The organism is Pseudonocardia humida (assembly GCF_023898865.1).
In the GTDB taxonomy this organism is placed as follows: Bacteria; Actinomycetota; Actinomycetes; order Mycobacteriales; family Pseudonocardiaceae; genus Pseudonocardia; species Pseudonocardia humida.
Window position 1 is genome coordinate 48,748 of sequence record NZ_JAGSOV010000028.1, and the last position, 12,532, is coordinate 61,279.

11 protein-coding genes are annotated in these 12,532 nt (G+C 74.5%); 6 read left to right on the forward strand and 5 right to left on the reverse strand.

Going from position 1 to position 12,532, the window contains the following annotated elements; genetic code table 11:
* Positions 1 to 6 precede the first annotated feature (6 nt).
* Complete coding sequence (locus KDL28_RS13530; protein WP_252438391.1) at positions 7 to 1,077, reverse strand: MFS transporter; 1,071 nt, start codon at positions 1,075 to 1,077, stop codon at positions 7 to 9.
* A gap of 89 nt (positions 1,078 to 1,166) precedes the next feature.
* On the reverse strand, positions 1,167 to 2,051 hold the full coding sequence (locus tag KDL28_RS13535) for a PAC2 family protein (RefSeq protein ID WP_252438393.1): 885 nt from the start codon (positions 2,049 to 2,051) through the stop codon (positions 1,167 to 1,169).
* Between the two features lie 159 nt (positions 2,052 to 2,210).
* On the opposite strand from KDL28_RS13535, the gene metH reads away from it, so the two are divergent.
* The 4 genes from metH (at position 2,211) to hisG (ending at position 7,976) form a co-directional block, all read left to right on the forward strand.
* Positions 2,211 to 5,828, forward strand: a complete 3,618-nt coding sequence (metH, locus tag KDL28_RS13540; RefSeq protein WP_308215997.1) for a methionine synthase — start codon at positions 2,211 to 2,213, stop codon at positions 5,826 to 5,828.
* A complete protein-coding gene (locus KDL28_RS13545) occupies positions 5,818 to 6,516 on the forward strand; it encodes an HAD family hydrolase (RefSeq protein ID WP_252438395.1) in 699 nt (232 codons plus the stop codon). The genes metH and KDL28_RS13545 overlap by 11 nt, the downstream gene beginning before the upstream one ends.
* 191 nt (positions 6,517 to 6,707) lie before the next feature.
* Positions 6,708 to 6,971, forward strand: coding sequence for a phosphoribosyl-ATP diphosphatase (locus KDL28_RS13550; protein WP_252438397.1), 264 nt, complete (start codon positions 6,708 to 6,710; stop codon positions 6,969 to 6,971).
* Positions 6,972 to 7,073: 102 nt separating this feature from the next.
* Positions 7,074 to 7,976 (forward strand): ATP phosphoribosyltransferase, encoded by a 903-nt coding sequence (gene hisG / locus KDL28_RS13555; protein ID WP_252438399.1) that lies wholly within the window; start codon positions 7,074 to 7,076, stop codon positions 7,974 to 7,976.
* 39 nt (positions 7,977 to 8,015) lie between these two features.
* On the opposite strand, the gene KDL28_RS13560 is transcribed toward hisG, so the two are convergent.
* The gene (locus tag KDL28_RS13560) at positions 8,016 to 8,867 is read right to left on the reverse strand and encodes a helix-turn-helix transcriptional regulator (RefSeq protein ID WP_252438401.1); all 852 of its coding nucleotides are present in this window, start codon (positions 8,865 to 8,867) and stop codon (positions 8,016 to 8,018) included.
* 183 nt (positions 8,868 to 9,050) lie between these two features.
* On the opposite strand from KDL28_RS13560, the gene KDL28_RS13565 reads away from it, so the two are divergent.
* On the forward strand, positions 9,051 to 10,055 hold the full coding sequence (locus tag KDL28_RS13565; protein WP_252438403.1) for an aldo/keto reductase: 1,005 nt from the start codon (positions 9,051 to 9,053) through the stop codon (positions 10,053 to 10,055).
* 13 nt (positions 10,056 to 10,068) lie between these two features.
* Here KDL28_RS13565 and KDL28_RS13570 read toward each other — a convergent pair whose 3' ends face one another.
* Both KDL28_RS13570 and KDL28_RS13575 read right to left on the reverse strand, forming a co-directional pair.
* Complete coding sequence (locus tag KDL28_RS13570; protein WP_372496966.1) at positions 10,069 to 10,887, reverse strand: thioesterase family protein; 819 nt, start codon at positions 10,885 to 10,887, stop codon at positions 10,069 to 10,071.
* 1 nt (position 10,888) lies between these two features.
* The gene (locus KDL28_RS13575) at positions 10,889 to 11,845 is read right to left on the reverse strand and encodes a RecB family exonuclease (RefSeq protein WP_252438407.1); all 957 of its coding nucleotides are present in this window, start codon (positions 11,843 to 11,845) and stop codon (positions 10,889 to 10,891) included.
* 81 nt (positions 11,846 to 11,926) lie between these two features.
* On the opposite strand from KDL28_RS13575, the gene KDL28_RS13580 reads away from it, so the two are divergent.
* Positions 11,927 to 12,352: a hypothetical protein gene (locus KDL28_RS13580; protein ID WP_252438409.1), complete on the forward strand. Its 426-nt coding sequence runs from the start codon at positions 11,927 to 11,929 to the stop codon at positions 12,350 to 12,352.
* The last annotated feature ends 180 nt before the right edge of the window (positions 12,353 to 12,532 follow it).

The following is a 12,532-nucleotide window of genomic DNA, read 5'->3' on the forward strand; positions in this document are numbered from 1 at the left end:
TCGCGTCTACGCCTCCGGCACCCGCCCGGCGGGCCGCCCCGGCGCCCCGCCGCGGGGCACGGCCAGCGGCACCAGCACCGCCAGCGCCGCTGCGGGGGCGAGGAATGCCGCCAGCGGATCGGCGTGGTAGATCGGGGTGAACACCACCGGCGCGACCGACGAGCCGCCGAACCGCACCGCCTGCACCACCGAGGTGGCGCCGCCGGCGTTGGCCCGCCCGGCGCCGAGCACCATCGTGTTCGTGCCCACCAGGACCATCTGGGTGGCCGGGCCGCCCAGGGCCCAGATCGCCGCCACCGCCCAGACGGTGGGGGCCAGGCCCACGCCCACCAGCACGAGGGTGCCCAGCGCCGCGCCGAGCAGGATGGTGCGCCGGGCGCCGATGCGGTCCACGCCGCGCCCGACGAGCGGGGCGAACACCAGCCCGGCCACGCCGATCCCGGTCAGCACCAGCCCGCGGGCCCCGGCGTCCAGACCGAAGGCGTCCTCCAGGCGCAGCGCGAGCAGGAACGCCAGGCCGGCCATCCAGCCCCAGCCGATCGCGACCGCGATGCCGATCCGCAGCACCTCGGGTCGCAGCGCGGCGCGCAGGGTGGGGCGCCCGGGCTCCGCTGTGCGCCCGTCGGGGATGCCGAGCACCGCCAGCGCCACCGCGACCACGGCGACCCCGCCGAACGCCAGCCGCCAGTCCAGCTCCGCGGCCAGCCCGCCGATCAGCGGCGCGGAGGTCTGGCCGGCGGACTGCAGGGAGCCGAACCAGCCCAGCGCCCGGCCCAGCCGGTCCGGGTCGGTGGCCGCGGCCAGCGCGGCCATCACCAGCGGCGTGGTGAACGCGTTGGCCGCGCCCTGCAGCGCCCGCCCGGCCAGGAACAGCTCCCAGGACGGCGCCAGCAGGCACGCCACCGAGGCCACGGCGTAGACGAGGTAGGCCACGACCACCGTGCGCCGCCGCCCCCACCGCGCCCCCCAGGTGCCCGACCCCAGCATCAGGGCCGCGAACGGCAGCGTGTACGCGGTCACCGACACCGCCGCGTCCCCGGAGCCGACCGCGTAGCTGGTCCCGAGCTCGGGCAGCATGGCGACGGTGACCCCACCGCCGAAGGGGCCGAGGTAGGCGCCGGCGTACAGACCGGCCCTGGCCAGCCCTCCGCCCGGTCCGGTGCGCTTCAGCTGCCGGAACCGCCGGAGCCGCGCCGGCGCAGGTAGCGCTCGAAGTCGGCGGCGATGGCGTCCCCGTCGGCCTCCGGGAGCTCGTCGCCGTCGGCCTCGGCCTGCTCCTCGAGCTGGCGGACGTACTCGCGGACCTCGTCGTCGGCCTCGGCCATCTCCGAGACCGTGCGCTCCCACTCCTCGGCCTGCTCGGGCAGCCCGCCGAGGGGGACCTCGACGTCGAGGGTCTCCTCGACGCGGTGCAGCAGCGCCACCGCCGCCTTGGGCACCCGGGCCTGCGAGACGTAGTGCGGCACCGCCGCCCAGAACGACAGCGCCGGCACCCCGGCCTCGACGCAGGCGTTCTGGAACACCCCGACGATGCCGGTGGGCCCCTGGTAGGTCGACGGCTCGACCTGCATGCGCTTGGCCGAGGCCTTGTCGTAGGAGATGCCGCTGACCGGCGTCGGCCGCGTGTGCGGGGTGTCGGTCAGCAGCGCGCCCAGTGTGATGACCTTCGTCACGCCGAGCTTCTCGACGTAGCCGAGCAGCTCCTTGCAGAAGGCGCGCCAGCGCAGGTTCGGCTCGATGCCGTTGACCAGCACGACGTGGCGCTCGGTGCCGGGGAGCGTGGCCACCGACAGGCGGGTGGTCTGCCAGTCGATGCGCCGGGTCACGCCGTCGGCCGACCGCACGTGCGGTCGGGTCACCTGGAAGTCGTAGTACTCCTCGGGGTCGATCGAGGCGAGCGGGGTGGCGTCCCAGCTCAGCTCCAGGTGCTCCAACGCCGTGCTGGCGGCCTCACCGGCGTCGTTCCACCCCTCGAACGCGGCGATCATCACCGGCTCCACGAGGTGCGGGAGCTCGTTCTCCGCTCCGGTGTCCGGCTGGCGATCGGTCATCGGTCCAGCCTAAGGCCGCTGGGCCCATCCGCGTCGGCTGCGTCCCCGGGGTGTCACGCCCGACCGCCTCGCCGGGTGTCCCCCCGGCGGCCGCACGGGGGGCCGCTCCGGGGCCGCACGGCGGCGTTGCCCACCGGGAGCACGACTATCGTGTCCGGCGTGGTAACGGATTCCAGCGCCCCCCGCGTCGACAGCGCCTTCCTGGACACCCTCGCCGAGAGGGTGGTGGTCGCCGACGGGGCGATGGGGACGATGCTGCAGGACGCCGGCGAGCGCGGCGACCTCGTGATGGACGACTTCCGGGGTCTGGAGGGCTGCAACGAGATCCTCAACGACACCCGCCCCGACGTCGTCCGCTCCATCCACCGCGCCTACTACGAGGCGGGCGCGGACGCGGTGGAGACCAACACCTTCGGGGCGAACCTGCCCAACCTCGCCGACTACGACATCGCCGACCGCATCTTCGAGCTCGCCGAGAAGGGCGCCCGGCTGGCCCGCGAGGTCGCCGACGAGATGTCCACCCCCGACCGCCCGCGCTTCGTGCTCGGCTCGGTCGGGCCCGGCACCAAGCTGCCCACCCTGGGCCACGCCGGCTTCGCCGCGCTGCGCGACGCCTACACCGAGTGCGGGCGCGGCCTGGTCGCCGGTGGGTCCGACGCGATCGTCATCGAGACCTGCCAGGACCTGCTGCAGGTCAAGGCGGCCGTGCTGGGCGTGCAGCGGGCGATGCGGGTGGAGGGCAGGCGCATCCCGATCGTGGCCCAGGTCGCGGTGGAGACCACCGGCACGATGCTGCTCGGCTCGGAGATCGGCGCCGCGCTGAACGCGATCGAGCCGCTGGGCGTCGACCTGATCGGGCTCAACTGCTCGACCGGCCCGGAGGAGATGAGCGAGCACCTGCGCACGCTGTCCAAGCACGCGCGCATCCCGCTGTCGGTGATGCCCAACGCCGGCCTGCCGGTGCTGGGCCCCAACGGCGCGGAGTACCCGCTCGACCCCGACGGGCTGGCCACGGCGCTGGCCGCCTTCGTGCGCGAGTACGGCACCCGGCTGGTCGGCGGCTGTTGCGGGTCCACGCCCGCGCACGTGCGCGGGATCGTCGACGCGGTGGCCGCGGTCGAGCCCGCCCGGCGCCAGCCGCGCCCCGAGCCCGGGGTCAGCTCGCTGTACGCGCCGGTGCCGTTCCGCCAGGACACCTCGGTGCTCATGGTCGGCGAGCGGACCAACGCCAACGGCTCGAAGAAGTTCCGCGAGGCGATGCTCGCCGAGAACTGGGAGGACTGCGTCGCGATCGCCCGCGAGCAGACCCGCGAGGGCGCGCACATGATCGACCTGTGCATCGACTACGTCGGCCGCGACGGCGTGGCCGACATGGCCGAGCTGGCCGGTCGGCTGGCCACCGCCTCGACGCTGCCGGTCATGCTCGACTCGACCGAGCCGGAGGTGCTGCGCGCCGGGCTGGAGCGCCTGGGCGGGCGCTCGATCATCAACTCGGTCAACTACGAGGACGGCGACGGCCCCGGCTCGCGGTTCCAGCGGGCCATGGAGCTGGTCCGCGAGCACGGCTGCGCGGTCGTCGCGCTGTGCATCGACGAGGAGGGCCAGGCCCGCACCGCGGAGTGGAAGGTCCGGGTGGCCGACCGGCTCATCCGCGACCTGACCGCCAACCACGGCATGCACGTCGAGGACATCGTCGTCGACACCCTGACCTTCCCGATCACCACCGGGCAGGAGGAGGTCCGCCGCGACGCCCTGGAGACCATCGAGGCGATCCGCGAGCTCAAGCGCCGCTTCCCGTCGGTGCAGACCACCCTGGGCGTGTCCAACGTCTCCTTCGGCCTGAACCCGGCCGCCCGCCAGGTGCTGAACTCGGTGTTCCTGCACGAGTGCGTGAACGCCGGGTTGGACACCGCGATCGTGTCCGCGGCCAAGATCCTGCCGATGGCCAAGATCGACGACGAGCAGCGCTCGGTCGCGCTCGACCTGGTCTACGACCGCCGTCGCGAGGGCTACGACCCGCTCAACCGGTTCATGGAGCTGTTCGAGGGCGTCACGGCGTCCTCGGCGAAGGCGGGCCGGGCCGAGGAGCTGGCCGCGCTGCCGCTGTTCGAGCGGCTGGAGCGGCGGATCGTCGACGGCGAGCGCAACGGCCTGGAGGCCGACCTGGACCAGGCGCTGGAGTCCCGGCCGGCCCTGGAGATCATCAACGACACCCTGCTGGCAGGCATGAAGACCGTCGGCGAGCTGTTCGGCTCCGGGCAGATGCAGCTGCCGTTCGTGCTGGCCAGCGCGGAGGTCATGAAGACGGCGGTGGCGTACCTCGAGCCGCACATGGAGAAGACCGACTCCGACGGCAAGGGCACGATCGTGCTGGCCACGGTCAAGGGCGACGTGCACGACATCGGCAAGAACCTGGTCGACATCATCCTGTCCAACAACGGCTACACCGTGGTCAACCTGGGCATCAAGCAGCCCATCTCGACGATCCTGTCGGCCGCGGAGGAGCACCGCGCGCACGCCGTGGGCATGTCCGGGCTGCTGGTCAAGTCCACGGTGATCATGAAGGAGAACCTGCAGGAGATGAACTCCCGCGGGGTCGCGGGCAAGCTCCCGGTGCTGCTCGGCGGGGCCGCGCTCACCCGCTCCTACGTGGAGAACGACCTCTCCGAGGTCTACCAGGGCCGCGTCTCCTACGCCCGCGACGCCTTCGAGGGCCTGCGGCTGATGGACGCCACCATGGCCCGTCGCCGCGGCGAGCTGCCCGAGGTCGACCCGGCGGAGGAGGCGGCCCGCGCCGAGCGCAGGGCCCGCCACGAGCGCTCGCTGCGCGTCGCGGCCAAGCGCCGGGCCGCCGAGGCCGAGCAGGCCGGGCCGATGCCCGAGCGCTCCGACGTCGCGGTGGACAACCCGCTGCCGGTGCCGCCGTTCTGGGGCACCCGGGTCGTGAAGGGCATCGGGCTGGCCGAGTACGCCGGGATGGTCGACGAGCGGGCCCTGTTCCTGGGGCAGTGGGGCCTGCGCGGCGCCAAGGGCGGGTCGGGGCCCACCTACGAGGAGCTGGTGGAGACCGAGGGCCGCCCGCGGCTGCGGTACTGGCTCGACCGGCTGTCCACCGAGGGCGTCCTCGCGCACGCCGCGGTGGTCTACGGCTACTTCCCGGCGGTGTCCGAGGGCGACGCGCTGGTCGTGCTCGACGCGGGGGACGGCACAGCCGGCGGGCCCACGGCCGACTCGCCCGAGCGGTACCGGCTGGAGTTCCCGCGCCAGCGCCGCGACCGCCACCTGTGCCTGGCCGACTTCTGGCGGCCCCGGGCGCTGGCCCGCGAGCGCGGCGAGGTCGACGTGCTGCCGCTGCACCTGGTGACCATGGGCAACCCCATCGCCGACTACGCCAACGAGCTGTTCGCCAAGGACGCCTACCGCGACTACCTGGAGGTCCACGGCCTGGGCGTGCAGCTGACCGAGGCGCTCGCCGAGTACTGGCACCGGCGCGTCCGCGAGGAGCTGGTGTTCCCGACGGCCGAGGGCGTCACCGCCCTCGCCGCCGAGGACCCCGCCGACGTCGAGGAGTTCTTCAAGCTGGGCTACCGCGGCGCGCGCTACTCCCTGGGCTACGGCGCCTGCCCGAACCTGGAGGACCGCACCAAGATCGTGGAGCTGCTGCAGCCCGGCCGGATCGGCGTCGAGCTGTCCGAGGAGCTGCAGCTGCACCCGGAGCAGTCGACCGACGCGATGGTGGCCCACCACCCGGAGGCGAAGTACTTCAATGCCGGCTGACCGGGCCGACGGGCCCGACGCGGTCCTCTGGGACATGGACGGCACGCTCGTCGACTCCGAGAAGCTGTGGACCGTCTCCATCGCCGAGACGGCCCGCTGGCTCGGCGGCGAGCTGTCGGCCGCGGCCCGGGCCGCCATGGTCGGCGGGGACATGCCCTCGACGCTGGACATCCTGTTCGACGACCTCGGCCTGCCCCGCGACCCCGACCGGAAGGCGCGGGCCCAGCGCTGGATGACCGAGCGCACCGGCGAGCTGTTCGCCGGCGGGCTGGAGTGGCGGCCCGGGGCGCTCGAGGCGCTGCGCACCGTCTCCGCGGCGGGCTGGCCGATGGCCCTGGTCACCAACACCCAGCGGGTGCTCACCGAGCCCGCGCTGGACGGGATCGGGCGCGAGTTCTTCCAGGTCAGCGTGTGCGGCGACGAGGTCTCGCGGGGCAAGCCCGCGCCCGACCCGTACCTGCGGGCGGCCGAGCTGCTCGGCGTCGACCCGGGGCGCTGCCTGGCCGTCGAGGACTCGCCGACCGGCGCGCAGGCCGCCGAACGGGCCGGGGCCGCGGTCCTCGTCGTGCCCTGCGAGGTCCCGGTGCCCGCCGGGAGCCGCAGGCTGCAGCGCGAGTCGCTGGCCGGGCTGAGCGCCGACGACGTCGTGGCGGTCTACCGGGCGGCCGGATCGCGGCCCGCGGCGTGACCCGCCGGTCCGGGACGGACCACTCGTCCCCGGGAGGGACCCGCTGGGCGGGCGGTGCCGGACCGGCGGGCGATCCCGCCGCCGCCCCCGCCGTCCACCGCGTGGGAGGCGCCGGGTACAGCTTGTCGGCGGGTCGGTTGTGCGGTCCTCCACCACAAAGTCGACACTTGACGCAAGAGGGGAGTCTCGCCGTGAAGACCTTCGACGGATTGTTCGCCGAGCTGACCGAGAAGGCAGCCACCCGCCCGGATGGTTCGGGCACCGTGGCCGCGCTCGACGCCGGCGTCCACGCGCAGGGCAAGAAGCTGCTCGAGGAGGCAGGCGAGGTGTGGCTGGCCGCCGAGCACGAGTCGGACGACGCGCTGGCCGAAGAGATCTCCCAGCTGCTCTACCGGATCCAGGTCGTGATGATCGGCCGCAAGATCTCGCTGGAAGACGTGTACAAGTACCTGTAAGCCCCCCGGGGCGAGGCCGCGTCGCGCCCACGGCGCGGACTCCGCGACCGCACTACTGTCGGACCGAGCAGTGCTACGTCCGGCACGACCGAGGAGAGCTCAATGCTCCGCATCGCCCTCCCCAACAAGGGGACACTGGCCGAGCCGGCCGCCACGATGATGCGCGAGGCGGGGTACCGGCAGCGGTCCGACAACCGCGACCTGAGCATGCTGGACGAGGAGAACGAGATCGAGTTCTTCTACCTGCGGCCCAAGGACATCGCGACCTACGTCGGGTCGGGCGACCTGCACCTCGGGATCACCGGCGCCGACCTGATGGACGAGTCCGGCAGCCAGGTCAAGGGCGTCATCCAGCTCGGCTTCGGCGCGTCGAAGTTCCGCTTCGCCGCCCCGGGCACCAGCGACGAGACCGAGTGGAAGCTGGAGGACCTGGAGGGCAAGAAGATCGCCACCTCCTACCCCCGGCTGGTCCGCGCGCACCTGGCCCGCAACCGGGTCCGCGCCGACATCATCAAGCTCGACGGCGCCGTGGAGATCTCGGTCCAGCTCGGCCTGGCCGACGCCATCGCCGACGTGGTGTCCTCCGGGCGCACCCTGCGCCAGCACGGCCTGCGCGCCTTCGGCGACCCGATCGCGGAGTCCCAGGCCACCCTGATCGAGCGCGAGCCCCGCCCCGACCGCGAGGAGACCGTCGAGACCAAGACGGCCAAGCAGGTCTTCACCGAGCGGCTGCGCGGCGTGGTCTACGCCCGGCAGTACCTCATGATCGACTACGACTGCCCGAAGAACGTGCTGGACAAGGCCAGGGCGATCGCGCCCGGCCTGCAGGCGCCCACGGTGTCCCCGCTGGCCGACGAGGACTGGGTCGCCGTGCGCACCATGGTCCGCTACCAGAAGGCCAACAAGGTGATGGACGACCTCGCCGCCCTCGGCGCGCGGGCCATCCTCACCTCCGCGATCCGCTCCTGCCGGGCCGTCGAAGGGCCCATCGAACCCACCCTCTGAGCCGGCGCACCCCTGCCTGACCGCGGGTCCGGCCGCGGCTCACCGCGGCGGGACCGCGGCCGGGAACTCCTCGGTCCCGAGCACGCGCAGCAGGTCCATCCGCTCGCGGGCGTCGGCGTCGGCCGGGGTCAGCACGAGCAGCTGCTGGCGCTGGTCGGGGCTGACGAGGGTCTCGCAGTCCATCAGCAGGCGGCCGACCCGCGGGTGCACGAAGGTCTTGCGGTCGGCGCGCCGCACCGCCACCTCGTGCTCGACCCAGAGCCGGTCGAAGTCCGCGCTCGCCGCCCGCAACCGCGCGACCAGCCCGGCGACCGCGGGGTCGCCGGTGCGCCGGCCCGCGGTCGCGCGCAGGTCGGCCACGAGCCGCCGGGCGTGCTCCGCGCGCTCCTCGGGCACGGGCCCGGTGTGCGGAGCCGGCTCGGTGAACCAGCGGTGCACGGCGTAGCGCCGGTCTCCGGTGAAGCCGGTCTGGTCGCCGGTCAGCAGGACCGCCGCCCGGTTCTGCGCCAGCACCTCGCCGAGGTCGGACACCACCAGCGCCGGGGTGTCGCCGAGCAGGTCCAGCACGCGCAGCAGGCCGGCGCGGGCCGGCCGGGCGGCGCCGTCGGCCGGCGGCGGCTGGTGACCGGCCAGGCGGAACAGGTGGTCGCGCTCGTCGTCGGACAGGCGCAGGGCCCGGGCCAGCGCGCCCAGCAGCTGCATCGAGGGCCGGCTGCTGCGGCCCTGCTCCAGGCGCACGACGTAGTCGACCGACATGCCCGCGAGCATGGCCACCTCCTCCCGGCGCAGACCGCTGGTCCGGCGGCGGGGACCGTCGGCGATGCCGACCTCGGCCGGGCGGATCGCCGTGCGGCGCCGGCGCAGGAAGTCGGCGAGCTGGTCGCGTTCCACGGGCCCATGCTCCCCGCGGCCGGCGCGCCGAGCCAGGGAGCGGCCCTCCCACGATCGACGCTCCGCTCCCGCGCACCGCGGCCCGGGCGCAGGGTGGGCGCGACGACCACCGAGGAGGACGCAGTGCAGACACCGACGAAGCAGACACCGACGAAGCAGACACCGACGATTCCGACACCGACGATGCCGACACGCACCCTGGGCCGCACCGGACCGACCGTCTCCGCACTGGGGCTCGGCGCGATGGGCATGTCGGGCGCCTACGGCGCGACCGACCGCGGGGAGGGCATCGCCACGGTCCGCGCCGCACTGGACGCGGGGGTGACGCTGATCGACACCGGCGACTTCTACGCCATGGGCCACAACGAGCTGCTGCTCGCCGAGGCGCTGCGCGGCCGGGATCGCGACAGCTACCTGCTGAGCGTGAAGTTCGGGATGCTGCGCGGGCCGGGCTCGGAGTTCGGCGGCCCCGACGGCCGCCCCGAGGCGGTGAAGAACTTCCTGGCCTACTCGCTGACCCGGCTGGGCACCGACCACATCGACCTCTACCGCCCCGCCCGGCTCGACCCGGCCGTCCCGATCGAGGACACCGTGGGTGCGATCAAGGAGATGGTCGACGCCGGCCACGTGCGGTACGTCGGCCTCTCCGAGGTCGACGCCGCGACCGTGCGGCGGGCGCACGCCGTGCACCCGATCGCCGACCTGCAGATCGAGTACTCGCTGATCCGGCGGACCGCGGAGGCGGGGGTCCTGCCCGTGCTGCGCGAGCTCGGCGTCGGCCTGACCGCCTACGGGGTGCTCAGCCGCGGCCTCATCTCCGGGCACTGGTCCGCCGGGCGCCGCACCGGCCCGGGCGACAGCCGCGCCGCCATCCCGCGGTTCTCCAGCGGGAACGTGGAGCACAACCTCGCGCTGGTGGAGGCGCTGCGCGCGGTCGCGGAGGCGAAGGGCTGCACGGTCGCCCAGCTGGCCATCGCCTGGGTGGCGGCGCAGGGCCGCGACACGAGCGACGTCGTGCCGCTGGTCGGTGCCCGCACCCGCGAACGGTTGGCCGAGGCGCTTCCCGCCGCGGAGCTGGCCCTCAGCGCCGACGACCTCGCCGCGATCGAGGCGGCGGTGCCGGCAGGCGCGGCCCGCGGGGACTACTACCCGTCGGCGGCGACGGCGGGGCGCGGTACGCGGAGCTGAGCGCCGCCGGCGGTCAGCGGGGCCGCACGACCAGGCTCTGCGCCGAGCGGCCCACCTGGCCGTGCTCGTCGAACAGCAGTGCCGCGACCGTGCCCGCGCCGGTGGGGCCGACCGAGGTGGCCGCGTCCACGGCCATCCACTCGCCCCGCGGCGGGCGGCTCAGGTGCAGCGTCAGGTCGGTGTTGACGAACAGCCAGTCGCGCACGTCCAGCGGCGCCGCCACCCCGTTCGCCGAGTCGGCCACCACCGCCAGCCGCTGCAGCGGGCTGGGCCGCTCGCCCGCCACGAGGTCGACGCGCTGGCGGATCCAGGCGGTGCCCGGACCCGGGTCGGTGAACCAGCCGCGCAGGAACCGCCACTCCACCGAGTCGACGAACCCGGGCAGCCAGCCGGTCATGGTCGGCGAGCCCGCCGCCACGGTGTCGGGCGGGGCGGGCGGCTCGGCCGCACCGACCTGCACCGCGGCGGTGTCGCCGGTGGCGATCCGCCAGGCGCGGGCGCGCAGCACCGCCCGACCGCCCGCGCGCATCTCCGCGGCCACCAGCTCGATGGCCCGCCCCGGGCGCTCGACCACGGCGCTGACCTGGATCTCCCCGGCCGGCACCGGCCCCAGCACCTCGACGGTGAACCGGGCGAGCTGGGTCTGCGGGCGCGGGTCGCACCGCTCGACCGCCCTGGCCAGCAGCGCCGAGGGCGGCCCCACGTGCTGGGCGTCGGCGAACCACGGCCCGGTCGTGGAGAACGTGGCGTGGAACCGCTCGCCGTCGGGGCCGTCGAGGGGCAGGTAGTAGGGCTCCAGCTCGGGGGCGCTCTCGGACACGCGCCCGATCATGTCAGCCGGTGTGCGCGCCCCCGGCGACCCCGGACGCCGCCGTGTCGTCCCGGCTCTCGTCGGCGGTGCCGCCGTCGACGGCGTCGCCCGGCCAGCCCGGGTAGGGGGGCGGGGTGCCGTCCCAGGCGGGGCAGAGCGCCTTGTGGCTGCACCACTCGCACACCCGGCCCGGGTTGGGGCGGAAGTCGCCGTCGCGCCCGGCCCGCAGCACGGCATCCCAGATCGCGTTGAGCGTGCCCTCGAAGCGGCGCAGCTCCTCCTCCTCGGGGCGGTAGGTCAGCGACTCGGTGTCGGCGAGGTAGAGCAGCCGCAGCTGGGCGGGCACCGCGCCGCGCAGGTGCAGCAGGGCCAGCGCGTAGAACTTCATCTGGAACAGGGCGCGCGTCTCGCCCGTCGGGCGCGGGGCGGCCCCGGTCTTGTAGTCGATGACGCGCATCTCGCCGTCGGGCGCCACGTCGAGGCGGTCGATGTAGCCGCGCAGCAGCAGCCCGGACTCCAGCTCGGTCTCCACCAGCAGCTCGCGGGCCTGCGGGTCGAGCAGCCGCGGGTCCTCCAGGCGGAAGTAGGCCTCCAGCAGGGGACCCGCCGACCCCAGCCAGGGGCCGAGTTCGGGGTCGTCGGGCCCGGTGAACAGCAGCTCGAGCAGCTCGGGCCAGGACGCGCACAGCTCGGCCCACACCGGCTCGACCATCGCCGCAGCCGTGGCCGGCAGCCGCTCGGCGGCGGGCAGCTCGAAGAGCCGCTCCAGCACGGCGTGCACCAGCGTGCCGCGCACCTGCGGGCGGGTGGGCAGCTCGGGGAGCCGGTCGATCGCGCGGAACCGGTAGAGCAGGGGGCACTGCTTGAAATCGCCCGCCCGCGACGGTGACAACGCCGGGCGCCGCCGCGGCGCCGGGGCGTCCGCGCCGCCCCCGGCGAGCGCGCCGGGAGGCGCCGTGTCGTCCAGTGTCTCCGTCATGGACCGAGCGTAGGCGAGCGCACCGACAGCGCCGGGGCACCCCGAACCGGGCCGGCGGGGCCCGACCCGTACGTTGTGCGGGTGAAGACGCTGCGGGCCGTGCTCGTCGCGGCGGTGCTCACCGCCGGCGTCGCCGCGTGCGGTGCCGACGCCGCCACCGAGATCGACGAGGCCTTCAAGGGCTACCACACCGCCGTGCTGGCCCGGGACTTCCCGGCCGCCTGCGCCTACAACGCCCCCGAGGCGACCGCCAAGCTGCTCTCCAGCCTGGCCACCCAGGGCGTCAACGCCGCCACCTGCGAAGAGGCGTTCGCCGTCGTGTTCGACCAGGGCGGCGCGGCGGAGACCGCCGACACCATCTCGCGGACCGCCAAGATCGACGACATCCAGGTCGACGGCGACGAGGCCACCGTGCGCTGGACGGCCGTCGTCGACGGCAACGCGTCGCCCACGACGTGGGGGATGCGCCGCATCGACGGCGCCTGGAAGCTCGTCCTGACCAACTGAGTTTCCTGACCGACCGAGCGCGCGCCGACGCACGAGGCTCCGATGCACGAACTGGGATCGATGACCGACCTGTCCGACCACCTGCCCACCCCGCCGCCCGCCCCGGACGGCGCAGCGCCGGACGCCACGGTGCCCGATGCCACGGTGCCCGATGCCACGGTGCCCGATGCCACGGTGCCC